Annotated in this window: 22 protein-coding genes; 17 read left to right on the top strand and 5 right to left on the bottom strand. The window is 67.7% G+C overall.

Annotated features, from left to right (window positions below; genetic code table 11):
• Positions 1-61 precede the first annotated feature (61 nt).
• Positions 62-1,447, top strand: coding sequence for a short-chain fatty acid transporter (locus tag BJ960_RS09975; RefSeq protein ID WP_272928754.1), 1,386 nt, complete (start codon positions 62-64; stop codon positions 1,445-1,447).
• A gap of 27 nt (positions 1,448-1,474) precedes the next feature.
• On the opposite strand, the gene dprA is transcribed toward BJ960_RS09975, so the two are convergent.
• The 3 genes from dprA to BJ960_RS09960 are packed head-to-tail and all read right to left on the bottom strand — an operon-like array spanning position 1,475 to position 4,919.
• Complete coding sequence (gene dprA / locus BJ960_RS09970) at positions 1,475-2,905, bottom strand: DNA-processing protein DprA (RefSeq protein WP_185987179.1); 1,431 nt, start codon at positions 2,903-2,905, stop codon at positions 1,475-1,477.
• Positions 2,902-4,449: a YifB family Mg chelatase-like AAA ATPase gene (locus BJ960_RS09965; RefSeq protein ID WP_185987178.1), complete on the bottom strand. Its 1,548-nt coding sequence runs from the start codon at positions 4,447-4,449 to the stop codon at positions 2,902-2,904. Before BJ960_RS09965 ends, dprA begins: the two co-directional genes overlap by 4 nt.
• Positions 4,446-4,919, bottom strand: a complete 474-nt coding sequence (locus BJ960_RS09960; RefSeq protein ID WP_185987177.1) for a YraN family protein — start codon at positions 4,917-4,919, stop codon at positions 4,446-4,448. The genes BJ960_RS09965 and BJ960_RS09960 overlap by 4 nt, the downstream gene beginning before the upstream one ends.
• A gap of 340 nt (positions 4,920-5,259) precedes the next feature.
• On the opposite strand from BJ960_RS09960, the gene rpsB reads away from it, so the two are divergent.
• From rpsB to BJ960_RS09920, 8 genes are all read left to right on the top strand, one after another.
• Positions 5,260-6,126: a 30S ribosomal protein S2 gene (rpsB, locus tag BJ960_RS09955; protein ID WP_121072706.1), complete on the top strand. Its 867-nt coding sequence runs from the start codon at positions 5,260-5,262 to the stop codon at positions 6,124-6,126.
• Positions 6,127-6,198: 72 nt separating this feature from the next.
• The gene (gene tsf / locus BJ960_RS09950; RefSeq protein ID WP_121072704.1) at positions 6,199-7,029 is read left to right on the top strand and encodes a translation elongation factor Ts; all 831 of its coding nucleotides are present in this window, start codon (positions 6,199-6,201) and stop codon (positions 7,027-7,029) included.
• A 153-nt stretch (positions 7,030-7,182) separates the two neighbouring features.
• Positions 7,183-7,902: a UMP kinase gene (gene pyrH, locus BJ960_RS09945; protein WP_121072702.1), complete on the top strand. Its 720-nt coding sequence runs from the start codon at positions 7,183-7,185 to the stop codon at positions 7,900-7,902.
• A gap of 69 nt (positions 7,903-7,971) precedes the next feature.
• A complete protein-coding gene (gene frr / locus BJ960_RS09940; protein WP_121072700.1) occupies positions 7,972-8,526 on the top strand; it encodes a ribosome recycling factor in 555 nt (184 codons plus the stop codon).
• A 5-nt stretch (positions 8,527-8,531) separates the two neighbouring features.
• A complete protein-coding gene (locus BJ960_RS09935) occupies positions 8,532-9,476 on the top strand; it encodes a phosphatidate cytidylyltransferase (protein WP_121072698.1) in 945 nt (314 codons plus the stop codon).
• On the top strand, positions 9,473-10,039 hold the full coding sequence (locus BJ960_RS09930) for a DivIVA domain-containing protein (protein WP_121072696.1): 567 nt from the start codon (positions 9,473-9,475) through the stop codon (positions 10,037-10,039). Before BJ960_RS09935 ends, BJ960_RS09930 begins: the two co-directional genes overlap by 4 nt.
• A gap of 58 nt (positions 10,040-10,097) precedes the next feature.
• Positions 10,098-10,718 carry an aggregation-promoting factor C-terminal-like domain-containing protein gene (locus BJ960_RS09925; RefSeq protein WP_307814613.1) on the top strand — a complete coding sequence of 207 codons (621 nt, stop codon included), beginning with the start codon at positions 10,098-10,100 and terminating at the stop codon, positions 10,716-10,718.
• Between the two features lie 63 nt (positions 10,719-10,781).
• On the top strand, positions 10,782-11,018 hold the full coding sequence (locus BJ960_RS09920) for a hypothetical protein (RefSeq protein WP_220663278.1): 237 nt from the start codon (positions 10,782-10,784) through the stop codon (positions 11,016-11,018).
• A 45-nt stretch (positions 11,019-11,063) separates the two neighbouring features.
• Here the strand turns inward: BJ960_RS09920 and BJ960_RS09915 are convergent, their stop codons facing one another.
• Positions 11,064-11,594, bottom strand: coding sequence for a ribonuclease H family protein (locus BJ960_RS09915; RefSeq protein ID WP_185987176.1), 531 nt, complete (start codon positions 11,592-11,594; stop codon positions 11,064-11,066).
• 99 nt (positions 11,595-11,693) lie between these two features.
• Here BJ960_RS09915 and BJ960_RS09910 point away from each other — a divergent pair, with 99 nt between their 5' ends.
• The 8 genes from BJ960_RS09910 to BJ960_RS09875 all read left to right on the top strand — a co-directional run bounded on the left by BJ960_RS09910 (position 11,694) and on the right by BJ960_RS09875 (position 20,155).
• Complete coding sequence (locus BJ960_RS09910; protein WP_185987175.1) at positions 11,694-12,737, top strand: LacI family DNA-binding transcriptional regulator; 1,044 nt, start codon at positions 11,694-11,696, stop codon at positions 12,735-12,737.
• A gap of 159 nt (positions 12,738-12,896) precedes the next feature.
• Positions 12,897-14,174, top strand: a complete 1,278-nt coding sequence (locus BJ960_RS09905; protein ID WP_185987174.1) for an adenosylhomocysteinase — start codon at positions 12,897-12,899, stop codon at positions 14,172-14,174.
• Positions 14,171-15,388 carry an adenosylhomocysteinase gene (locus BJ960_RS09900; RefSeq protein WP_185987173.1) on the top strand — a complete coding sequence of 406 codons (1,218 nt, stop codon included), beginning with the start codon at positions 14,171-14,173 and terminating at the stop codon, positions 15,386-15,388. Before BJ960_RS09905 ends, BJ960_RS09900 begins: the two co-directional genes overlap by 4 nt.
• A gap of 19 nt (positions 15,389-15,407) precedes the next feature.
• Positions 15,408-16,712: an ABC transporter substrate-binding protein gene (locus tag BJ960_RS09895; protein ID WP_185987172.1), complete on the top strand. Its 1,305-nt coding sequence runs from the start codon at positions 15,408-15,410 to the stop codon at positions 16,710-16,712.
• Between the two features lie 24 nt (positions 16,713-16,736).
• The gene (locus BJ960_RS09890; protein WP_121072681.1) at positions 16,737-17,702 is read left to right on the top strand and encodes a carbohydrate ABC transporter permease; all 966 of its coding nucleotides are present in this window, start codon (positions 16,737-16,739) and stop codon (positions 17,700-17,702) included.
• Positions 17,699-18,532, top strand: a complete 834-nt coding sequence (locus BJ960_RS09885; RefSeq protein WP_121072679.1) for a carbohydrate ABC transporter permease — start codon at positions 17,699-17,701, stop codon at positions 18,530-18,532. Before BJ960_RS09890 ends, BJ960_RS09885 begins: the two co-directional genes overlap by 4 nt.
• Entirely contained in the window at positions 18,522-19,805 is a 1,284-nt protein-coding gene (locus BJ960_RS09880; protein WP_307814614.1) for an amidohydrolase family protein, read from the top strand. Before BJ960_RS09885 ends, BJ960_RS09880 begins: the two co-directional genes overlap by 11 nt.
• Before the next feature lie 92 nt (positions 19,806-19,897).
• Entirely contained in the window at positions 19,898-20,155 is a 258-nt protein-coding gene (locus BJ960_RS09875; RefSeq protein WP_185987171.1) for a hypothetical protein, read from the top strand.
• Positions 20,156-20,459: 304 nt separating this feature from the next.
• On the opposite strand, the gene BJ960_RS09870 is transcribed toward BJ960_RS09875, so the two are convergent.
• On the bottom strand, positions 20,460-23,381 hold the full coding sequence (locus BJ960_RS09870; protein WP_185987170.1) for a hypothetical protein: 2,922 nt from the start codon (positions 23,379-23,381) through the stop codon (positions 20,460-20,462).
• Positions 23,382-23,568: the final 187 nt, after the last annotated feature.

Genomic DNA, 23,568 nt, shown 5'->3' with positions numbered 1-23,568 from the left:
TGCTCGTGTTGCGTGTTTGAATGCGGAAAGATTTTCCCTTTCGTCTTTGAGTGGAGGCCACATGCAACCGCGAAAGTCCAGCGGGTCAGTCGACGCCGGAGCGGGGATGATCCAGCGGATCATGCGTCCGTTCGTTCGGACCCTTGAGCGGTGGGTGCCATCAGCGTTGACCTTCGCGATCGTGCTGACGCTTGTCGTTGCAGTGCTTGCCGTGATCCTCACTGACGCGGGCCCGATCGCAGTCGTGACGGGCTGGGGCGCTGGCCTCAGTGAGCTGCTGGAGTTCATGGCGCAGATGTCACTGATCTTGCTCCTCGGGCACATGCTCGCGAACACGACGGTTGTGCGGGCTCTGCTCACAAAGCTCGCCCGAGTTCCTCGAAGCGCAACATTCGCCTACGTCTTTGTCTTCGTTATCGCGTCACTCGCCAATCTCGTGACCTGGGGGCTCGGGCTCGTCGTTGGCGCCCTGCTGGCCCGTGAGATCGCGGTGCAGGGGCGGGAACGCGGAATGAACATACACTTCCCCCTGCTCGTGGCGGCAGGCTACTCGGGGATGGTCGTCTGGCATATGGGGTATTCGGGATCAGGGCCGTTGACAGCGGCGACCGCGGGATCGTTCTTGACGGAGTCGCTCAATGGCGAGCCGCTGCCGGTGACAGCAACGACGTTCTCGGCCTGGAACATGCTCACCGCCGCTGGGGTGATCGTGGTGTGCTCGCTGCTCTTCCTCGCCATCGCGCCGAGGAAGGGCGCGCCTGTGCGCGAACTCCCGACCGGTGTGGTTTCTCAACCATTCGAAGCGGCCGCTGAAGAGGTTGTGACGCCTGCGGACAGAGTCGATGCCTCCCGTGTGCTGACGTTCATCGTGGGTGTTGGGCTGGTGGTCTACCTGGTTGCGCACTTTGTTCAGGGAGGCACCCTCACGCTCAACACAGTCAACTGGTCCTTTCTCGCACTGATATTCCTACTCGTGCGAAGCCCGTTCGAGCTCATCCATCTCACCAAGCAGGCTGCCTCCAACGTTGGGGAGATCTTGCTGCAGTTCCCGCTGTACGCGGGCATTCTCGGGATCATGGCTTCGACCGGTCTCATTGTCGTGTTCTCCGACGCGTTCGTGTCGATTGCGAACCCGACTACCTTTGGATTGCTCGCACTGCTGTCCGCTGGCCTCGTGAATTTCTTCGTGCCATCGGGCGGTGGCCAGTTTGCTGTGCAAGGCCCGATCATGCTGGACGCGGCGAACCAGCTGGGAGTCGATCCGGCCATCGCGGTGATGGCAGTCGCCTATGGAGACCAGTGGACGAACATGCTTCAGCCATTCTGGGCCCTCCCAATCTTGGCGATCGCGGGTCTGAAAATGCGGGACATTTTGGGATACACCTCGGTAACGTTTCTCGGCGCCGGTGCGGTGATGGCCCTTTCCATGCTGCTCGTCTCCCTCTGAGCGCACACCGCGGGCGCTGCGGGCGGCCTAGCCAAAGCGGCTCCGCCGCTCGAGGCGCCACAGGAGCGGGCCGCCATCGCCGCTCGGGGTGCGGGCGACACGGCCGAGCAGTTCGAGCTCGGCGAGCGCGTCCCTCGTCTCCTCCTGGCTCAGGCCCGCTGCCCGCGCGACATCGGAGGAGGAGCGACTGCCTGATAGCGGGAGCGCGTCGAGCACTCGGCTATGGAACGGGGGCTCCCGCCATGCCGCGCCCGCGGGCGGAGGGGGGTCGTCGTGGACTGGCTGCGCGCCCTCCGCATCCGCGGGCGAGGCCGTCTCGAAGCCAGCGCTCGCCGCAGCATCGGGTGCTCCGAGGAGCTCGCGGACCTCGGCTCGGGTCGTGACGAGCATCGCCCCGTACTCGCGGACGAGCCTGTGGCAACCGGCCGAAGCGGGGGACGTGATCGGCCCGGGCACTGCGCCGAGCGCCCGCCCGAGCTCGGCCGCGTGGCCCGCCGTGTTCAGCGTGCCGGACCGCACGCCGGCCTCCGTGACGAGGACGCCTCGGGAGAGCGCGGCGATGATCCGGTTGCGCTGGAGGAACCGCCACCTGGTTGGGGCGGCCCCCGGGGGTAGCTCTGCGCAGACGGCGCCCTGGTCAGCGACGTGACTCAGCAGCCTGTCGTGCGCGGCGGGGTAGGGGCGGTCGACGCCCCCGGCGAGGACCGCAACCGTGGGGGTCCCTGCCGCGAGGGCGGTGCGATGGGCCACCGCGTCAATCCCGTACGCCGCCCCGGACACGATCGTGAAGCCGGCGTCGCAGGCCTCGCCCGCGAGATCCATCGTCACCTGGCCACCATACGTCGTGCTCGCCCGGGCGCCCACGACGGCGAGCGACGGCGGCGCGACGGCGCGCGGATCGCCTCGCACCCACAGGGCGTGCGGCGAATGAGGGCCGAGACCGTTCAGTTGTGCGGGCCAGATGTGCGACTCCGGAGTGACCACCCGCAGCTGCAGCGCGGCAGCGGTGGAGAGGTCTTTGAACGAATCGGCCCGGCTAAGACGTGGTAGCCACCGCTTCACTCCCGCGCGGAGGCGTCGCGGGGAGAGTGCATCCGGATCCGGACCGACCGTGCCTGCCTCGCCCGCTCGGCCGCTCCCGCCGCGGTCCCGGAGCGTTCCGGCGAACGCGCGCGCAGGGTCGCGACTTGTCAGAAGGTCGAGCGCGAGCAGCGGGCCGAGCGCGGCAACGAGCGCACCCGCCGTCGCGTCGCCGGGCTCGGTGACGCGCGACCAGACAACGCGCGCGAGGAGCGTCTCGTGATCTCCCCGCCGCTCCGAGCCTTGGGGATCGACCGCGGAGAGGAGCGGGGCGGTCTCCGGGTCAGGGCGAACGGCTCCTGGGGGCCGGGGCCCGGTGCCGTCGTGAGCGGGGCGCAGTGTGTGCGCCGCTGGCCAGCCGCCCTGCTCGCCGTTCATGTTGCACCGCCCCGCAGTGCGAGCGCCTGCGCGACCTCGCTGCGTCCGGGACGCGCTGCGCCAGCGAGGTCGGAGATCGACCATGCCACGCGGAGGATCCTGTCGTAGCCGCGCACCGTAAGCGCTCCAAGAGCCAACGCGCGGTCGATTGTCGTGGTTGCCGAGTGGGGGAGCCTCATCGACTCGCCGCGCAGCCACTCGCCGGGCACCTCACCATTGAGCGTCCACGGGGTGCCCCGGAGCCGCGCTGACGCCCTGGCCCGGGCCGCGATGACCCGCTCGCGGAGGTCGGCGCTTGTCGGGGATCTGCCGGCGGAGGTCGCGGCGAGACTGCTTACGCGACGCACGGTGAGGCGCAGGTCGATGCGGTCAGTGAGGGGGCCCGAGAGTCGCCCGAGGTAGCGCATCCGAGTGTGCGGCGTGCAGGTGCACGACAGCGCGGTCTCGGGGGAGCCGGCGTTGCCGCACGGGCAGGGGTTCGCGGCGAGCACGAGTTGAAGCTTGGCCGGGAGGCTGGCGTGGATCCGGGCGCGCGAGATTGTGACGGTTCCCGACTCGAGTGGCTCGCGGAGGTCGTCGAGGATCACGCGGCCAAACTCTGGTGCCTCGTCCATGAAGAGCACGCCGTAACTCGCCCGCGAGATCGAGCCCGGACGGATGCCGCGAGCGTCTCCGGTGCTGATGACGGCCGCGGAGGAGGCGGTGTGGTGGGGGCTTTCGAAGGGCGGCCGTGTGACAAGCGTGTCGAGCGCGACATCGCTCAGCGACGCGATGCTGCTCGCGACGAGCGACTCCGGCGGCGACAGATCGGGCAGAATGCCCGCGAGCCGCGTCGCAAGCAGTGTCTTGCCCGACCCTGGTGGCCCGATGAGAGAGACATGGTGCCGCCCTGCCGCGGCGACGACCATCGCCTCGACCGCCTCCTCCTGCCCGACGACGTCGGACATATCGGCGTCGCTGTCGGGCTGCGGGGCCGGTGGCCGCGGGCTCCGCGCCGCGGCCCGATCCTGATCTGCAGGCGGCCCCTCGCCGCGGTGCCAGGCAATCGCGTCGAGGAGCGTGTCAGCGGCCACCACTTCGATGCCGGGGACAAGTCGCGCTTCGGCGGCGGCTTCGAGCGGCACCATGACGCGGGAGAAGCTGAGCTCCCGCGCCGCGATCACCGCGCCGAGCAGGCCCACCGGGCGGCGCAGGCTCCCATCAAGCCCGAGCTCGCCGATGTGCGCGGTCTCCGCGAGCTTCGCCGTCGGGACATGCTCGGACGCCGAAAGCACGGCGAGGGCGATCGCGAGATCGAACCCCGAGCCCTGCTTCGGCAGCGATGCCGGCGCGAGATTCACGGTGACGAACCGATCCGAGATTGGCAGACCGACCTGCGCTGACGCGGTGCGGACGCGCTGCTTGGCTTCGGCAAGCGCGGCATCGGGAAGGCCGATGATTGTCATGCCGGGGAGCTGGTGGGATACCGCGGCCTCGACCATCACGCGCGTGCCCTGCAGGCCAGTGAGGGCGACCGCGGCCGCCCGGCGCACCCCGCGGCTCATGCGACGGCCCGCAGGTGCTGGATGCGTGGGCTGGCCTCGCCCGGTCGAAGCGTGATGCCGACGGCGTCGACGCGCAGCCGGGCGCCGCGGTGCCCGGTGGTCGAGCCCCACTCGAGCAGGACCCGCCGGAGCCTGGCGGCCTTGCGCGCGGTGATCGACTCGAGCGGGTCGCCGTAGCCGGTACCGCTGCGGGTCTTCACCTCGACGGCAACAAAAGCGGCGCCGTCGCGCATCACCAGATCGAGCTCGCCGTATCGGCAGCGCCAGTTGCGCGCGATGAGTGCAAAGCCGCGGGAGGCGAGATAGTCGGCGGCGATGCGCTCGCCGCGAGCGCCGAGCTCTCGTTTGAACACGGCGGGGGTAGCCCGGCCCTGGCCGCCGTGCTGCCGGTCGGGGAGTGGGGGCCCTGGCTGAATGGGGCCCGAATGTGGGGAATCTGGGTGTGGTGCCTGGCCGGGTGCGCTCGCCATCGGGGTGCTCCGTTCGTCTCGGTGGGGCCCCAGTTTTCCCGGAAGCTCGGTGGGCGTGGGGAGGCGGCCGGGAAATGTGGACAGAACGCTGGGCGGGACTGACATCGCGCCTGCTGTGGACGAAGCAAAAAACACGCCGGAGCTGGCTCACCTGGGGGTCGATCCAGTGATAGACTCTTCTATTGCGCCTCGCAAGAGGTGACTTCGCGTGCCCACTCACCGGAGTTTTGCCGTTGGTCCCCGCAAGGGGTGGTGAAACCCGGGGGCACTAGGACAAGGTCGCGCCCGCGGCCGAACAAACCAAACAGTCGCGCGTTACGCGCGAGAACAGGAGACGGCAATGGCCGTTGTAACCATGCGCCAGCTGCTCGACAGCGGCGTCCACTTCGGACACCAGACCCGCCGCTGGAACCCGAAGATGAAGCGCTTCATCTTCACCGAGCGTTCGGGCATCTACATCATCGACCTGCAGCAGTCGCTCACCTACATCGACTCGGCATACGAGTTCGTGAAGAACACTGTTGCTCGTGGCGGCACCATCCTCTTCGTTGGCACCAAGAAGCAGGCTCAGGAGGCGATTGCTGAGCAGTCGACTCGCGTGAACCAGCCCTACGTGAACCAGCGCTGGCTCGGCGGCCTCCTCACCAACTTCCAGACCGTGACCGGCCGTCTGGAGCGCATGAAGGAGCTCGAGCAGCTCGACTTCGAGGGTGGCACCAGCGGCTTCACCAAGAAGGAGCTCCTCCTCAAGAAGCGCGAGCTCGACAAGCTGCAGAAGACCCTCGGTGGTATCCGCAACATGACCAAGACGCCTTCGGCTCTCTGGGTTGTTGACACCAAGAAGGAGCACCTCGCGATCGACGAGGCGAAGAAGCTGGGCATCCCCGTCATTGGCATCCTCGACACCAACTGCGATCCCGACGAGGTCACCTACCCGATCCCGGGTAACGACGACGCAATCCGCTCGGTAGCACTGCTCACCCGCGTGATCGCTGACGCAGCTGCTGAGGGCCTCATGGAGCGCCACCAGAAGCCTGCTGAGGGCGAGACCGCTGCTGAGCCGCTCGCTGAGTGGGAGGTTGAGCTCCTCAACGCCGACAAGGCTGAGGCACCCGCTGCAGAGGCGACCGAGGCTCCCGCAGCCGAGGCCGCAGAGGCGACCGAGGCCCCCGCTGCTGACGCAGCTGAGGCTCCCGCAGCCGAGTAATTTTTCTCTCATAGTCATTGATCCGGGTCGGGCGCAACGCCCGACCCGGATCCAAACCCCAAGGAGTCACACATGGCTGCAGTAAGCATGGCCGCTGTGAAGGAGCTGCGCGAGCGCCTCGGCGCTGGCATGGTCGACAGCAAGAACGCTCTCGTTGAAGCCGAGGGCGACATCGAGAAGGCGATCGAGATCCTTCGTCTCAAGGGCCTCAAGGGCGTCGCGAAGCGCGGCGACCGCGAGGCGAGCGAGGGCCTCGTCGCTGCAAAGCAGAGCGAAGGCGCTGCAACGATGATCGAGCTCGTCTGCGAGACCGACTTCGTCGCGAAGAACGAGAAGTTCCTCGCGCTCTCGGAGCAGGTGCTCGACGCACTCGTCGCCGCAGGCGCAAAGAACGCTGAGGAGGGCCTCGCAGCCCCCGCAGGCGACAAGACCGTTGCTGACCTCATCACCGATGAGGCCGCGATCATCGGTGAGCGCATCGAGCTCCGCCGCGTCGAGCGCATCGAGGCTCCCGGCACCGCCGTCTACCTCCACCGCACGTCGAAGGATCTGCCCCCGCAGATCGGCGTTGTTGTTGGATTCGAGGGTGGCGACGAGAAGGCTGCGCTCAGCATTGCTCAGCACATCTCGTTCGCAGAGCCGCTGTTCGTGAACCGCGACGAGGTCCCCGAGGCCGACGTCGACAAGGAGCGCGACATCGTCACCGAGATCTCGAAGAACGAGGGCAAGCCTGAGGCTGCGCTCCCGAAGATCATCGAGGGCCGCCTGAACGCGTTCTTCAAGCAGGTCGTGCTCAACGAGCAGGTCCACGCACTCGACGCTGAGAAGCGCGACGTTGCAAAGGTTGCTGAGGCAGCCGGCATCAAGGTGACCGGCTTCAGCCGCTGCAAGGTCGGCGCCTAACACCTTCAGGACAAAACCCGGGCCGTTCTGGCCCGGGTTTTGTGCTGTGCGGACGGTAGGCTGTTGAGTTGAGCAGGCTGGCGCCGCGAATCTGGGTCCTGGACCCGGAAGAGAGTGCCGGGACACCGGCGAAAGATTTAATGAAGGAGACGCATGTCCGATCAGAGCAATCGTAAGCGCAGGGTACTGCTGAAGCTGTCGGGCGAGGCGTTCGGTGGGGGAACGCTCGGTGTGAACCCCGACGTCGTCAGCCAGATCGCGCGCGAGATCGCTGCGTCAATGGATCAGACCGAGGTCGCGATCGTCGTCGGTGGCGGCAACTTCTTCCGCGGCGCGGAGCTGTCGCAGCGCGGCATGGATCGCGCACGCGCGGACTACATGGGCATGCTCGGCACGGTGATGAACGCGCTCGCGCTGCAGGACTTCCTCGAGCAGGCAGGCGTTGAAACTCGCGTGCAGTCGGCGATCACGATGACGCAGGTCGCCGAGACCTACATCCCGCTTCGTGCGATCCGTCACCTGGAGAAGGGCCGCGTTGTGATCTTCGGCGCAGGCGCCGGGCTTCCGTACTTTTCCACGGACACGGTCTCGGCGCAGCGAGCGCTCGAGATCGAGGCCGACGAGGTGCTCGTCGCGAAGAACGGCGTCGATGGCGTCTACACCGCAGACCCGGCGGTCGACCCGAACGCGACCCTCATCACCGACATCACGTACAACGAGGCGCTCGTGCAGGGCCTCAAGGTTGTCGACTCGACAGCCTTCAGCCTGTGCATGGATAACGGCATGCCGATGCGCGTCTTTGGCATGGAGCCCGCGGGGAATGTCACCGCTGCACTCCGTGGCGAGAAGCTCGGCACGCTGGTACACCGCTAAACTCGAACTATTGCAGAAAACCGATTGTTGGCCGGACGGGTCAGCAAGGAGTCGTGGAGGAGACGCAGCGTGATTGAAGAAGTCTTTGCAGACGCAAAGGAACGAATGACCAAGGCGGTTGAAGCCGCAAAGGAGTCGTTCGCGACTGTGCGTACTGGGCGTGCAAATCCCGCGCTGCTCCAGAACCTGATGGTCGACTACTACGGGACGCCGACGCCGCTGCCGCAGCTGGCGTCCGTCGCGAATCAGGATGCGCGCAGCCTCATCATCACACCCTACGACAAGGGCGCGATGAAGGCGATCGAGCAGGGCATCCGCGACATGCACAACCTCGGCGCGAACCCGACGAACGACGGTAACGTGATCCGCGTGACGCTCCCCGAGCTGACGCAGGAACGCCGCAAGGAGTTCGTGAAGATCGTGAAGACCCGCGCCGAGGACGCGCGCGTGGCGGTCCGCAACGTGCGTCGCAGCGCTAAGGACGACCTCGACGCGCTGAAGAGCGAGATCGGCGAGGACGACGTCGCACGCGCGGAGAAGGAGCTTGAGGCACTCACCAAGCAGTTCACCGATCAGGTGGATGAGGCCTTCAAGCGTAAAGAAGCTGAGCTTCTGGAAGTCTGATCTGTATGTCAGGGGGAGGGCGGCGCGAGGAGATTCGAGCACATCTCGATTCGACTCGCGCCCAGCTCGAGGCAACTCGGGCCCAGCTCGAGGCGACGAACGCGAGGATTGAGAAGAAGGCCGGCAGGAATCTCTTCCTCGCCATCGGCGTCGGCCTCTTGCTCGCCGGGGTGTTCCTCGGCAGCCTGCTGTTCTTCGACGGCATCCTGTTCGTCTGGTTCATCGCACTGCTCGTCGGCGTCGCTGTCGTCGAGCTGGCGACGGCGTTTCGGGTAGCCGGTCGCCGCGTCCCGCGCATCGGCGTGGTCGTGAGCGGCCTGAGCATGGTCGCGGCAGCGTACTTCTATGGAGCCGAGGGGCTCCTGCTGAGCCTGTTCGCCGCCTCCGCTCTCCTCACCATCTGGCGGGTCGTTGAGGGCCTCGCCGCTCGCACCCCCGTCGAACCGAAGACGCTCATTCGTGACATCTTCTCGGGCCTGTTCACACTCGTCTACGTGCCCTTCCTCGGAAGCTTCGCGGTGCTCCTCCTGGCCGTCCCGAACGGGCAGTGGTGGGTGTTCGCCCTCGTGCTCGTCGCGGTGTCCGTCGACATCGGTGCATACGCTGCGGGTGTCACGCTTGGCAAGCACAAGATGACGCCGCGCATCAGCCCGAACAAGACCTGGGAGGGGTTCGCCGGGGCGGCCGTCGCCGCAATGGTCGCCGGCGTCGGGATCACCGTGGCCGCGCTCGACCAGCCCTGGTGGGTGGGGCTCATCTTCGGCGCGCTGGTACTGCTGACGGCGACCGGGGGAGACCTCACCGAGTCGCTCATCAAGCGCGATCTGAATGTGAAAGACATGAGTAACTGGATCCCGGGCCACGGCGGACTGCTCGACCGGCTCGATTCGTTGCTGCCGTCCACTGTTGTTGCCTACGGCCTTGCACTGGCGTTGGGAGTACTGTCGTGAGTCACGGTGCAGAGAATGAAAGCCCGTTCCCGCTGACCTCGGGGCGCGAGCGCGGCTACAAGCCGCAGCAGGTCGATGAGTTCCTCGACCGCGCGCGTTCAGCCTACGAGGAGGGCGGGGCTCCGAGCCTCACCGCAGATGACGTGCGCAGTCTCGCGTTCAAGATGCAGCGTAAGGGATACTCGCCCCGGCACGTCGATGCCGCGTTGGATCGCCTTGAGGACGTCTTCTTCGAGCGTGAGCGGCGGGCCGTCGTTCGCGAACAGGGCGAGGATGAGTGGTGGCGCGAGGCGCGGAGCCTGCTATCCGACGTCCGGGGCCGGATCGGTCGCCCGCGCGGAAAGCGGTTCCGTCGGCGCGGGATCTTCGCGCTCGGGTACCGGCGCTCACAGGTCGACGCCTTCCTCGACCGCATCGGTGCGATGTTTGCAAACCGTGAGATCTCGGTGACGCCCGGCGAGGTGCGCGAGGTCGTCTTCCACCCCGAGTGGCGCGGCTACGACGAGGCGCAGGTCGATGCGCTACTTGACTCGCTCGTCGACATCATTCTGTCCACGCGCTGACCCCCCCGATTTGTTCGTCCTTGGCTTCCCAGCAGCCCTGATATAAGATCGTTACATTGTGAGTACTCAGACAACACGCCCCACCCGTCCCTGGATGCGCATGCGAGCGCCGCTTGCGGTCGCTGCCGTCGCTGTACTCCTCGGCGGCGCCGCTGTTGCGCCGATGACTCTGACTGACGCGAACGCCGAGGTTATTCCGGCCGCCCTGAACGAGCGGCTGTACCAGGAGTTCGTGCCGAACGATAACCCGGCTGACGATTTCGTCCTGCCCGAGGTGCCGATCGAGAAGCTGCCGGACCCGAAGCCCGAACCCAAGCCGGAGCCAGAAAAGACTGACACCGGAACCGATACCGCGCAGGACGCGGTGCAGGCCCCGGCAGCACTTCCGCGCTTCGAGGGCGGCGGGTCGCCGGCCGAGTGGATGGCCGCGGCCGGTATCGCGGAAAGCGACTGGAGCTACGTGGACTTCATCGCGCAGAAGGAGAGCGGCTGGAACCCGAACGCGACGAACCCGTCATCGGGAGCGTGCGGTCTGATCCAGGCGCTGCCGTGCAGCAAGGTTCCCGGCAGCGGCTACAACCCCGTCGATAACCTCCGCTGGGCGAACGGCTACGCAACCGATCGGTACGGAAGCTGGGCTGGCGCGTACGAGTTCTGGACAGCCAACCACTGGTGGTAACCGGTGGCGCGCAGTCGCGGACCGAATAAGTATCAGCGAGCCGCCCAGTCGCCACAGCGCGACGTGACCAGGCTCGCGTACGGCGGCGCCCGCAAAGAGTTCGTTGGCGGACGTGAATGGTTCGTGCGCGATATCCCCGCGCACCGCGCCGAGAAGGCGTATCGTTGCCCGGAATGCGGCACTGACGTACCCGTTGGGCAGGCGCACGTCGTCGCGTGGCCTGCCGATCACCTGTTTGGCGACGAGGTCGCCGTACGCGACAGGCGTCACATCCACGCGCACTGCTGGCGCGGGCGCTAGCCGCGCAGGGCAAAGGTACCCGAAGGTACCTCCTGCCCACGGCGGCTAGAAGAGCGTCGGGGGCGCCTGCTTCGCCGCGGCGCTCTGCACCTGCACTTCGGGGGTGGGGCCGGCACCCGTGAACCCGGGTCCGCGATCCGGCTCGACGCCGCGCTGGTACGCCTCCGCGGCCCAGCGCGCCCGGTCGTCCGCGGCTTCGTTCAGCGGGTGCCCGGCGTGCCCCTTCACCCACTCGAACTTCACGTCGCGCCCGACGAGCGCCGCGTCGAGCGCCTCGAGGAGCTCGCGATTGAGCACTGGCTTACCGTCGGCCTTGCGCCACCCGCGACGCTTCCACCCCGGCATCCACTGCGTCACCGAGTTGATGACGTACTGGCTGTCGCACTGCACCAGCAGCGGCTCGGTCACCTCCGCCGTCGCGTGCAGCAGGTCAAGCACCGCCATGAGCTCGCCCTGGTTGTTCGTCGCGCGCGGCCAGCCGCCGGCCCGCCAGCGATCCTCGTCGATCACCCATGCCCAGCCTGCGGGTCCTGGGTTGCCGAGTGCCGAACCATCTGCTGCAGCGGTAAGTGTCATGCCTACAATCTTGCCAGGCCTTGCCGGGGATTCGCGTCGTCGCCCGCGTGTCCGGGCAGGCGGGCGTGGCGGCGGCAGGCACCCCTACAATGAGTGACCATGGGTTCCTCTTCACGCCGCCCGACGCTCGCCGACGTAGCAGCGAAGGCGGGCACCTCGACCGCGGTCGTCAGCTACGTCGTGAACAACGGGCCGCGGGCTGTGGCGCCGGCGACGCGCGAGCGCGTTGAGAAGGCGATCGAGGAGCTGGGGTACCGGCGCAACCCGATCGCGGGGGCGTTGAGCGCCGGGCGCTCGAACCTCGTCGGGTTGATCGTGCCCGACACCGCGAACGGCTTCTTCGGCGAACTCTCACGCTGCTTCGAGGCGGAGGGGCGGAAGCGTGGCTTCCTGACGATGCTCGGAAACACGGGGTACGACGGCGAGATCTCCGCCCACTACATCTCGGGCTTCTCCGATCTGCGGGCGCGCGGCATCTTCACGATGAGCGTCGCGCAGGGCGACGAGATTCCCGCCGACGTGCCGTTCGTCTTCATCCACTCAGTGCCTGAGGGTGTGACGGCCCCGAGCGTGCGATTCGACGATCACGCCGGCGCGAAGCTCGCGGTCGAGCACCTCATCGGCCACGGATTCACCGACATCCTGTGCCTTGCTGGCACCCACGCCGGGGACCCGGCGAGCCTCCGCGTGCAGGGCTGGGAACAGGCCATGACCGAGGCTGGCTTGCCGACCGAGGGCCGCGTCTACCGCAGCTCGTTCGACAGGGTGCAGGTCGAAGCAGACGTGCGCGAGATCCTCGAGGGCGGTGACTGGCCCGAGGCGATCTTTGCGACGACCGACGAGCAGGCGCTCGCCGTGCTGCGGGCGGCCGCGGCGGTGGGCGCGCGGATCCCTGAGGATCTCGCCCTTGTCGGGTTCGACGGGATCCGCGAGGCGCTGCTCGGCAGGGTGCGACTCACGACGGTCAGGGTGCCGATGGAGCGGCTCGCCGAGCGGGCTTTTGACATGCTGGAAGAGATCGGCACGGCGTCCCAGGCCGGCGGCGACGCGCCGGGGCCGCAGGGCGCGCACCTCGTGTTTGCGGGCGAGCTCGTCGTCGGGGAGACGTGCGGCTGCCCGATCCCGGAGGCCGCGGCCAGCTAGTTTCGGCGCGGGCCGGCCGTGGATCCTCGCTCCGCCCCGTCGACTCTCGGCGGCGTGTAGCACACGTCACGCGACGTCACTTGCCTTTGACGACAACGATCTAAGCGCTAAGATACTTTTCGTTGACGATCTTCGGATGGCCGGAGGGTTGGGGGACGTATGGCGCAAGAGGCGAATCAGACAGCTGACGCAGAGGACAGGACCGCTGCGCTCGCGCGCGACGGCGCCGCCCGAATCGAGTGGGTGCGCACGCACTCGCCGGTCCTCGACGGGTACGTGCGGGAAGCGGTGAACGACGGTTCGTTGCGCGGCAAGCGCGTCGCCGTTGTCGTGCATCTCGAGGCGAAGACCGCATTCCTCGCGACGGTACTCGCCGACGCGGGCGCCGAGGTCATCGCGGCCGGAAGCAACCCGCGCACCACCGACGCGTCGGTCGTCGCCGCGCTTCGTGAGCGCGGCATGACAGTCGTCGCGGACGCCGGGGGAGACTACGACAGCTGGGAGCTCGAGCTCAAGGCCGCCGCGGACTGCGAGCCCGACTACATCATCGACGACGGCGCCGAGCTCACCATGCGTACCGCGGAGCACCGGCCAGATGTGTTCGCGAAGCTCAAGGGCGTCTCGGAGGAGACGACGACCGGAACCGCGCGCCTGCAGGCGATGTCGGCTGCCGGCAACCTGCCGTTCCCCGCGCTCACCGCGAACGACGCGCGCTGCAAGCACCTGTTCGACAACCGCTACGCGACCGGGCAGACCACGTTGCAGGCTCTGCTGCGCCTCACGAACCGTCAGATCGCTGGCGCGCGGATCGCCGTGGTCGGCTACGGCTACGTTGGCAAGGGCCTCGCGCTGTACGCGAAGGCGATGGGCGCGCGAACGTTTGTCGCGGAAGTCGATCCGGTGCGCGCGCTTGAAGCGCACACCGACGGGCACACTGTTGGATCCCGCGCGGAGATCTTCCCGCAGGCCGAGGCGATCATCACCGCGACCGGCGGCATGCGCGCGATCGGCGAGGCAGACATCCAGTACCTCGCGCACGACGTCGTACTCGGCAACGCCGGGCACCACGACCTCGAGGTCGACACCGAGGCCCTCGCGGCCGCGGCCTCCAACGTGTTCGAGTCGCGCCCGGGCATCACGAGCTACACGGTCGGGGATCGGGACCTTCACGTCCTGGCCGGCGGCGCGCTCGTGAACATCGCGGGCGGCAGCGGCCACCCGGTCGAGGTGATGGATCTGACGTTCGCCGTCCAGGGACTGGGCGTGCACCACCTCGCGTCGACGGAACTCGAGCCTGGCGTGCACATCCTGCCGAAGGCACTCGACGACTCGATCGCCATCGCAAAGCTTGCCTCGTACGGGATCACCCTCGACGAGCTCCGCGCCGACCAGCGCGACGATCACACCGCACGCATGGAAGAGGGGGGCGCAGCATGATCGACACCACCGGATCTGGCGCAGAGCGCATCATTTGGGCGGCCCGCAGCATGCCGGTGCTGCGCGCGATCGCGGAGCGCGTGAAGCGTGCCGGGACGCTCGCTGGGCTTCGCGTCGGCGTGAGCCTCGTGCTCGAGCCGAAGACCGCGAATCTCGCCCTCGCGCTCCGGGACGCGGGCGCCGAGGTCGTCGTCTACTGCAACGCGTCCTCGACCGACCAGCAGGTCGTCGAGGCGTTGCGCGAGCAGGGATTCAGCGTGTTCGCTGACAGCCAGGCGACCGAGGCAGAGGAGCTGCAGCTCGCGCGCGACTTCCTCGAGACCGGCCTCGACATCCTCATCGACGACGGCGCCTCGGTGACCCGACTCGCGCACCGCGAGTACCCCGAGCTTGTCGCGAAGATGATCGGCGCAGCCGAGGAGACGACGAGTGGCGTCCGCCCCCTCCGCGTGATGCACGAGGAGGGCGAACTTAAGCTTCCCGTCATCGCCGTCAACGACTCCGCCGCGAAGTACCTCTTCGACAACATCTACGGCACCGGCCAGTCCTGCGTCATGGCATTCGTCGACATCACGAATCTGCAGCTCGCCGGCCGCCGGGTCGTCGTGGTCGGCTATGGCTGGGTCGGCATGGGGGTCGCGAAGTACGCAGCGGCGCTCGGCGCCCGCGTGATCGTCTCCGAGATCGACCCGATCCGCGCCCTGCGCGCGCTGCACGACGGCTACGAGGTGACGGCCTTCCGCGAGGCTGCCGCGACCGCCGAGGTCGTGTTCAGCTGCACTGGCCTCGCCGACGCCGTCACCGCCGAGCACGTCGAGCTGCTGCCGGAGGGCGCGTTCCTGTGCACCGCAGGCGGCGGCGACTTCGAGATGCCGATGGACTACCTCCACGGGCTCGGCGATGCGCGCCACGTGCGCCACGCAGTCACCGCCTACACGTCGCGCGCCGGCCGGACTGTCAACCTCATTTCCGAGGGAGACTGCCTGAACTGTGCCGACGCCGAGGGAAACCCCATCGAAGTGATGGATCTCTCGCTCTCGCTCCAGGCTCTCGCGGTCGAGCGGCTCGCCGCCGGCGCGAAGGACTGGGAGCCGGGAGTCTACGACCTGCCCGAAGACATTGAGCAGGAAGTCGCCCGTATTCGTCTCGAGGCCGCAGGCGGCAGCCTCGAATCCCTCACAGATCGGCAGCGCGAAGCCGCGCGTGCCTGGTAAGACAAAGGACACCACACTCATGACAACGACTCGTTCACGCGTGCTCGGCGGGGCTGCTGCCCTCGCTGCAGCGGCAATTGCGCTCACCGGCTGCCAGGCCGGGGGCGCGGACACCGCAAACACCCTCACCTTCTCGGAGGTGCCGAAGGAAGACACCTCGCTCAAGGTGTGGACGTTCCTGCCCGACAACTACGAGAACGGCGACAAGGCGTACGACCAGATCATTGATGCGTTCAATGAGCAGTACCCGCAGGTCGAAATCGAGCTCACCACGATGCCGTACGGCACGTACTGGGACCAGCTGCGCAACTCGGGCGTTTCCAAGAGCGGCCCAGACGTCGTCACCATGTACGGCGGCGCGCAGGCGTACAGCTACCGCAACTCGCTCTTCCCGCTGCAGGACGCGATCGATCCCGCAATCGAGGGCGACCTGCGCTACCTCGAGGACAACTACTCGAGCGATGGCAACCTCTACATCCTCCCGACCGGCGCGTACGGCTACGCCCTGCTCGTGAACCAGGACCTGTTCGCCGCGGGCGGCGTCGACCCGCAGAGCATCGCCACCTGGGACGGCCTCCTCGGCGCCTGCACCGCGCTCGACGCGAAGGGCATCCTGCCGTTCGCGACGGGCTGGCAGGACGGGATCCTCATGGAAACCCTTATGTACATGATCACGAGCCAGCAGATGGATGAGCAGACGCTCGTGAAGTGGACCCAGGGCGAGCTGAAGATGGACGACCCGCTCTTCGGGCAGGCGGTCGACCGCATCCTCGAGATGAACGAGGCCGGCTGCTTCGGTGGCGAAGAGGGCCTCGGGCGCGCTATGTACGACGACGCGTTCAATCAGTACTACGCGGGCGACGCGGCGATGTTCACCACCGGTGGCCTCGCGACCGCCGAGACCGGCTACAACGATCAGCCGAGCACGACCGTGATGCCCCTCCCGCAGGTGCCCGAATCCAAGTACGAGTCGCTCATCGACGCTGGCGCCGAGGCCGGCTGGTCCGTCACCAAGTGGACGAAGTCGCCCGAGGCCGCGAACGCGTTCGTGAACTTCATGGGCGGCGCCGAGGCGCAGCAGATCCTCTGGGACGTCGCGAACGTCGTGCCAAACAACAACGCGGTCACGGCCGAGGCGAAGACCCCGATGCAAGAGGTGTTCGTGCCGCTCATCGTCAACGACGAGAACCACACCGGCTTCTCCTCGTACCCGCTCGAGGTGCTCGCGGTCATCGAGCGCAACGCCGGGCCGCTGGTCAGCGGGAAGCTGAGCCGCGACGAGTTCCTCGAGCAGGCGATCCGCGCCTTCGACAAGAGCGCCTAACGGCCACCGGGGGGAGAGGCGAGAATGACTGCCACGGCCAGCACGGCCCCGAAGGGGCGCGGGCGCTCCAAGAAACACTCCCGCGTACAGGCGGGGCTCGGCGGCGGGCGCTCTGCGCTGGTGCTGCTGATTCCCGTGATTGTGCTGGAAGCCGCGATCCTCTTCGCGCCTCTCCTCTACATCGCCTACCGCTCGTTCTTTAACTGGCAGCCGGGCGGCGTCTCCGAGTTCAACGGGGTCGACAACTATGTCGAGCTGTTCTCGGACCCGGCGTTCTGGCAGGTCGTTGGGAACCAGTTCTTCTACCTGCTGGGCCTGCCACTCTGGGTGATCGCGCCGCTGCTCGTCGCGTTCATGCTCCGCGAGAAGGTGAAGGCTTCGGGCTTCTTCCGCTCCGTCTACTTCCTGCCCGCGGTCATGTCGCCGGCGGTCGTCGCGCTCGTCTTCCGTGCGCTGCTGTCGGTCGACGGCCCGGTCAACGCGCTGCTGCGGACGGTCGGTCTCGGCTCGCTCGCGCGTCCCTGGCTCAGCGACGAAACCATGGTGAAGCCGGTCATCATTCTGCTCGTGCTGTGGGCCGGATTCGGTACCGGCGTGCTCATCTTCTCTTCTGCGCTCAGCGCGATCCCGAAGCACCTCTTCGAGGCGGCCCGGCTCGACGGCGTTGGGTTCTGGGGAGAGTTCTGGCACATCGCCGTTCCGAGCATCCGCAACGCGGTGGTGCTCTGGATGATCTTCCAGGTGATCTCGATCTTCCTGTTCATGTTCTCCTGGGTCTACGTGCTCACGCGCGGCGGCCCCGGCCTCTCGAGCGCGACGATGGACTTCGCGATCTACCAGGAGTTCATGCGGTTCGGGTTCTTCGGCACCGCGGCTGCGCAGTCCGTCGTGCTCGTCCTGTTGATTCTTGCGTGCGCCGGCGTCGGCGCGCTCGTTATGCGGCTGCTCGGCCGGGACCGCTCGCGCGGCGGAAATAAGGTGGCGGCATGAGTAGCCGAGTGAATCGCGGAGCAGGCTTCCGCACGACGATCGCGGCGCTCATCACCGTGCCGTTCATCGTCCCGTTCGTGTTCCTGATCTCGACGGCCGTGCGCGAGCGCAGCGACTACGTCGCCTCGCCTGGCGGGCTGCCGAAGAGCTTCACGCTGGACCACATCGTCGAATCCTGGCAGGAAGCGGACCTCGGTCGGGCGCTCATCAACACGCTCATCATGTGCGTCGTGGCCTGCATCGTCTGCGGGTCGACCTCGCTGGCGGGCGGCTACTTCTTCCGTGTCGCGCGCCAGCGCTGGACCGGCCCGCTCAGGCTCCTGCTGGGAGCCGGCTACGCGATCCCGATGGTCGCCTGGCTCATCCCGGTGTTCGTCATCGCGGCGCAGGCCGGGTGGACGGGCAACCTGTTCGTCGCGGGCGTGATCAGCGGCGTCTCGTCGCTGCCGTTCGGCTTCTACTTCGTCCATACGTTCCTGCAGCAGTCGCTGTCGGACGAGGTGATCGAGGCAACGACCCTCGACGGCGCAGGGGTGTTCCGTGCCTTCTTCTACGTCGGAATCCCGATGGCGATGCCGGCGCTGTCCGCGGTGCTCGCGCTGACGTTCGTCTGGAGCTTCGGCGATCTCCTCATCGCGTCGACGCTCCTGCAGAGCAACACGGACTCCTACACACTGACTCTCGCAGCAACGACGCTGACGACCCGTGAAGACATCAATCTCCAGGGTCAAGCGGCTGCGGCGCTCGTCTCACTGCTTCCGACCCTGATCGTATTCGCAGTCGCGCAGAAGGCGCTGAAGCAGGGTTTTGGGGGCGGTAGTGAGAAGTAATCCGACGGTAAACGACTCGATCGTTGCGGCGGAGTGGGTGCTGCCAATTGCGGGCGCCGCGATTCACCACGGTGCTGTCGCGGTTCGCGAGGGCAGGATCGCCTGGGTCGGCAGCCTCGAGAGCCTCCCGAGCGAATTCGCCGGCTGGCCGGTTGCACTTCATGCCGGCGTGCTCACCCCGGGGCTCGTGAACGGCCACACGCACCTGCAGTACACGGGCTTCGCAGACCTCGGCCGGGGCTCGTACACGAGCTTCGAGCACTGGTCGGAAGAGTTCGAGGTGTTCTACGACGCGGTGCAGGATCCGGCCGAGTGGGGGCGCGCTGCACGAGACGGCGCCGCGCTTGCGCTCGCAAGCGGCACGACCGCCTTCGCGGAAATCGTCACCGACGAGCCAGCGCGTGGCGTCCTCGCAGAGTTCGGGCTCCAGGGCATCGAATACCTCGAGGCAATCGGCGAGACTGAGACCCGCTGGAACGCGGGCGGCCGCGAGGCGTTCACCGCGTGGCTCGATCAGCCGACCGCTGGCGTCGTGGGCGTCTCGCCGCACGCGCCTTACAGTCTCGACGGCGAAGTGATCAGGGAGCTCACCGCGCTCGCGCGTTCGCGCGGCATGCGCATCCACTCGCATGTGGGGGAGTCCGAGGTCGAGGCGAGCCTCTACGATTTCGGCAACCGCGATGTGCTCGAGATCTATGGCGACATGCGCGATGAGTTCGCGCTGATCCGCAACGGTGGCACAGGACTGTCGACCGCGAGGTACGCGGCGAGCATCGACCTGCTCGGCGCCGACTCGCACCTCGCACACGGGATCTACCTCGACCGGGCGGATCGTGACCTGCTCCGCGACTCAGGCACGCGAGTCGCGCTCTGCCCGCGCTCGAACCGGGTGATCGGCCTCGCGGCTGCGCCGGTCGCCGACTACCTTCGCGAGGGGCACGAGATTGCGGTGGGGACCGACTCGCTGTCGTCGTCGCCCTCACTCGACCTGCTCGCGGATGTCGCGGCGCTCGCCGAACTCGCGACCTCGCAGGGGTACGCGGACGCTGACCTGCACGAGCGTGTCCTCTACGCAGCGACCGTCGGCGGCGCAGCTGTGCTCGACCGCACTGACATCGGCGCGCTCCGGGAGGGCATGCGGGCAGACCTCGCGGTCTTCGACGTGAAGGTTGCCGAGGGGGAGGACCCGCGGACCGCCCTCGTGACCCGCGGCGAAGGATCGTGCACGCTCACCGTCATCGGTGGAGACGTGCGGCACGCTCGCGGGGCCTAGCCTCCATCAGCCGGTCACCTTGGGATCTGCGGTAGCAATGCCGCAGACCTAAGGTTCCGCCAGATCTGCTGCCGATCCCATACGGTGTGCTGGTGCTGGTGCTGGTGCTGGTGCTGGTGCTGGTGCTGGTGCTGGTGCTGGTGCTGGTGCTGGTGCTGGTGCTGGTGCTGGTGCTTGTGCTCGTGCTTGGGCTTGGGCTCCATGCGCCTTTCCAACCTCGCGCCGAAATACCCCTTCAGACCCAATGCGATCTGCAGTATCAATGTCTGAATTGCAGTGTTCACGTCATTGGGTCTGCGGATGCCAGGTGCTGCGGGCGAGGGCTCAGCTCCGAGGTGGGAGGGCAGTGAGAGATTGGTGTGTCGGCCCCCGGCGCTGCGCCAAGCCCCCAGTCAGTCCGAATGCATTCTGCAGTATCAATGCCGCCACCGCAGTGTCCGTGGCAGTGCATGTGCCGATCCCATACGGTCGGGGAGACCGGACAGCCGAGGGCAAGCCGGGGTAATCCAGGGGCAGCCCAAGGGCAAGTCGGGGCAATTAGAGGGCAGGCCAAATCCAACCCAGGGGCAACCCAGGGAGCAGGCCCAGGCCAAGCCGCAACAGCCCCAGCGCACAACAGGTGCACCCGAGCGGGCTCACCTGTTGCGGCTCGCGCTAGTTTGCGCTCGGCTGCTGTCCCTGGTCGCCGGAGTCGGCCGAGGTGACCGGGCGCTCCACGAAGTTCTCGGCGACGGTGTTCATCTTCTGCGCGTTACCAAGCACCTCGCCGAGGCTCTCGAAGTAGCGCGCGACGGCGCCGCGTTCGACCTTGAGCTGGGTCATGCGATCCTCGGCTGCGGCGAGCACCTTCGTCGCCCGGTTCTCCGCCTCAACCCAGGTGGTCTGGGCGCGCTGCTCGGCCTCGACCACGATCTGACCGGCCTTGCTCTCGGCGTCGGCGCGAATCTGCGCGGCTTCCTGCTGCGCCTGGCTGACGAGCCGCTGGTGCTCTTCGCGGGCGTCGGTGAGCTGGGACTGCAGCGCGGAGAGCTCCGACCGTGCAGCGTCGAGCTGCTGGCGGGTCGTCTCGGCGGCCTCGCGCTGCCTGGTCGACAGCTCGGTCTCGGTGATCTCGCGCTGGTTCGCGAGTAGTGTGGTCGTCTCGAGCGTCTCAGCTTCGAGCGCCTCACGCTTGGCGCGCACCTCGTCGTCCGTCTCGGAGCGAAGCTTCGCGAGGCTCGCAGTCTCCGCGGCCCGCAGCTCGGCGAGTTCGGCGATCGTGTCTGCGCGGAGCAGTGCGGTCTCTTCGGCGACTGCCGCGCGTTCCGCGGCGACCTCGCGGGCGATTGCCGCTTCGGCAGCCTCGCGCTCGGTCTGCAGATCGACAGCGTGCTGTTCGGCGGCGGTCGCAAGCTGGCGTGCCTGCTCTTCGCGGGCCGCGAGCAGCTCGGCGTCGAGGGCCTGGCGCTCCCGGTCGATGCGCATGCCGAGCGACTCGCGCTCGATTGCGAGCTTCTCGGCGGAGTCGTCGCGGTTGATCTGCAGCTTCGTCTCGAACGCGGCCGTCTCGTCTGCGATCCGCTGGTCGTGTGCGGCGAGCTGCGCACGGAGGCGCTCCTGCTGCACGGTAACCTCGTCGGCGAGCGTCGCGTCGTGCGCTGCGCGCTCATCCGAAAGTGCGAGCTCTTGGGCTGCGCGCAGCGCGGCAAGCTCGTCGTCGTGGGCGGCTCGTGCTGCCGCGAGGAGTTCCTGCTGCTCGAGCGACTCGGCATCGACGCGCGCGCGGTGCTGCTCCCACTCGGCGATCAGGCGATCCTGATGGGATCCGAGCTCGTTCTGGATCCGCTCCTCGTGCGCCGCACGTTCCGCACGAATACGCGCGTCGTGGGTTTCGCGTTCCTCGGCGATCTGGGCGGTGTGCTGGGCGAGCTCCTGCTCGAGCGCGCCACGCTGTGCCTCGCGCTCGGTCGCGAGCTGCGTGTCGTGTGCCTCGCGCTCGGTGGCGAGGGTCGCGTCGTGTGCCTCGCGCTCGGCGGCAAGCGTCGTGTCGTGGGTCTCGCGCTCGGCGGCGAGCTGCGTGTCGTGCGCCTCGCGTTCCCCGGCGAGCTGAGCGGCGTGCGTCTCCTGCTCCTCGGCGATGCGGGTGTCGTGCTCGAACCGCTCGGACGCGAGCCGCTCGGCGTGCTCCGTGCTCTCGGCGGTGATGCGATCCTGGTGCGCTGCGCTCTCATCAGCGATGCGGGTCTCGTGAGCCTGAGCCTCGGCGGCGATGCGCTCGTCGTGAGCGCTGCGCTCGGCGCCGAGCTCGGCGTTGTGCTGCTCGAGCTCGCGGGCGAGCTGCGTGTCATGCTCAACGCGCTCACGCGCGATTCGCTCCTCGTGGGCGGCGCGCTCGTCGGTGATCTGCTGGTCGTGCTCGGCGCGCTCCTGAGCGAGCTGCCCGTCGAAGGTTTCACGCTCGCGGCCCTGGACCGTCGCGAACTGGGCGGCGGCCCGCTCGCGCTCCCGCTCGGCCTGTGAGGCGAGCGTCGCGATCTCGGCGTGCTGCTCTTCGAGCTCACGCGCGACGCGCTGGGAGAGCTCCTCGCGCTCCTGGGCGATGCGGGCGTCGTGCTGCGCGCGCTCCCCAGCGATGGCGCGCTCGTGCTGTTCGCGTTCCTCGCGCAGCTCGGTGTCGTGCGCGGCGCGCTCCTGCGCGATGCGCTCGCGCAGCGTCTCGATTTCGGTCGCGTGGGCTCGCCGCTGGGCGTCGATCTCGCTCGTGAGCTTGCGCTCAAGCTCGGTGTAGTTCGCCTCGAGCGCAGCCTCGTCGGCCTGGCGCTTCGCCTCGAACTCGGTGCGGTTGCGCGTCGTCTCGTGTTCGAGCCGCGCGCGCTCCGCCTCCGCCTCGCGCTCGTACTCCTCTTTCTGGCGTGCGAAACTCGTCGCGGCGGTCTCGGTCTCGGCGCGCAGCGTGGCTGCAGCTTCCCGAGCCTCGGTGAGGAGCCGTGTCGCCTCGGCCTCGGCCTGCGCGACCCTGGCGCGGGCGTCGCGGTCGGAGCTTTCGAGCAGCGCCTCGACCTGGAGCTTCGCGTTTGTCAGCGTCTGCTCCGCCGACGTGCGTGCCTCCGTGATGAGTCGTTCGCGCTCAGCGTTCAGGTCGTGGCCCTGGCGCGCTGCGTCGGTGCGCGCGCTCTGGATCATGATCTCTGCCTGCTCGTTCGCCGAGCTCAGCAGCTCGTCGGCACGGGCCTGCGCTTGCGAGAGCACGCGGGCGCTCTCGGCTTCGCTCGACTTGCGCAGCTTGTCAGCATCGAGGTCTGCCTGCGCCATGAGGCCCTGCGCGTGCTGCTCGGCGTACTGCAGGCTTTTCTCGACCCGCAGGCCGAGCCCGGAGTAGCCCGAGGCGCCGAGCTCGGCGACCTGGCTCTGAAGATCCGCGATGAGCTGGCGCTGCTCCTGTTCGGAGCGGACCGACTGCTGGTGCGCGGCCTGCAGCGACTCAAGGTGCGACTGGAGCGTGCCGATGTGGCCGCTGAGGGCACGGACGCGCTCGTCGACCTCCTCGCGCTTATAGCCGCGGAATGCAGGAGTAAACTGCTGTGCTGAGTCGGTCACGAAGCCTCCGGTGAGATGATCTGGCACGCGCCACGGTGCGTCGGCGCTGCCCGGCTGTAAGCGGATATCTCCAATGATAGTCGCTCACACGTGTGGCGCATTATTTGCGACCTGCCCAGCGCTCACCCCGGAAGCTCGGGTACCGTTATACGGTTGATACATGCCGCGAACTTGCGCGGCAACCGAA

It is taken from the genome of Leucobacter aridicollis (assembly GCF_013409595.1).
GTDB lineage: Bacteria > Actinomycetota > Actinomycetes > Actinomycetales > Microbacteriaceae > Leucobacter > Leucobacter aridicollis.
Note: the sequence above shows the minus strand (reverse complement) of the source record. Positions and strands in the feature narration are given on the sequence as shown.

Excerpts from the sequence above, each read along its gene's own strand:
- BJ960_RS09975 (WP_272928754.1), top strand. The coding sequence starts at position 62 with ATGCAACCGCGAAAGTCCAGCGGGTCAGTCGACGCCGGAGCGGGGATG.
- dprA (WP_185987179.1), bottom strand. The coding sequence starts at position 2,905 with ATGAACGGCGAGCAGGGCGGCTGGCCAGCGGCGCACACACTGCGCCCC.
- BJ960_RS09965 (WP_185987178.1), bottom strand. The coding sequence starts at position 4,449 with ATGAGCCGCGGGGTGCGCCGGGCGGCCGCGGTCGCCCTCACTGGCCTG.
- BJ960_RS09960 (WP_185987177.1), bottom strand. The coding sequence starts at position 4,919 with ATGGCGAGCGCACCCGGCCAGGCACCACACCCAGATTCCCCACATTCG.
- rpsB (WP_121072706.1), top strand. The coding sequence starts at position 5,260 with ATGGCCGTTGTAACCATGCGCCAGCTGCTCGACAGCGGCGTCCACTTC.
- tsf (WP_121072704.1), top strand. The coding sequence starts at position 6,199 with ATGGCTGCAGTAAGCATGGCCGCTGTGAAGGAGCTGCGCGAGCGCCTC.
- pyrH (WP_121072702.1), top strand. The coding sequence starts at position 7,183 with ATGTCCGATCAGAGCAATCGTAAGCGCAGGGTACTGCTGAAGCTGTCG.
- BJ960_RS09935 (WP_121072698.1), top strand. The coding sequence starts at position 8,532 with ATGTCAGGGGGAGGGCGGCGCGAGGAGATTCGAGCACATCTCGATTCG.
- BJ960_RS09915 (WP_185987176.1), bottom strand. The coding sequence starts at position 11,594 with ATGACACTTACCGCTGCAGCAGATGGTTCGGCACTCGGCAACCCAGGA.
- BJ960_RS09910 (WP_185987175.1), top strand. The coding sequence starts at position 11,694 with ATGGGTTCCTCTTCACGCCGCCCGACGCTCGCCGACGTAGCAGCGAAG.
- BJ960_RS09905 (WP_185987174.1), top strand. The coding sequence starts at position 12,897 with ATGGCGCAAGAGGCGAATCAGACAGCTGACGCAGAGGACAGGACCGCT.
- BJ960_RS09900 (WP_185987173.1), top strand. The coding sequence starts at position 14,171 with ATGATCGACACCACCGGATCTGGCGCAGAGCGCATCATTTGGGCGGCC.
- BJ960_RS09895 (WP_185987172.1), top strand. The coding sequence starts at position 15,408 with ATGACAACGACTCGTTCACGCGTGCTCGGCGGGGCTGCTGCCCTCGCT.
- BJ960_RS09890 (WP_121072681.1), top strand. The coding sequence starts at position 16,737 with ATGACTGCCACGGCCAGCACGGCCCCGAAGGGGCGCGGGCGCTCCAAG.
- BJ960_RS09885 (WP_121072679.1), top strand. The coding sequence starts at position 17,699 with ATGAGTAGCCGAGTGAATCGCGGAGCAGGCTTCCGCACGACGATCGCG.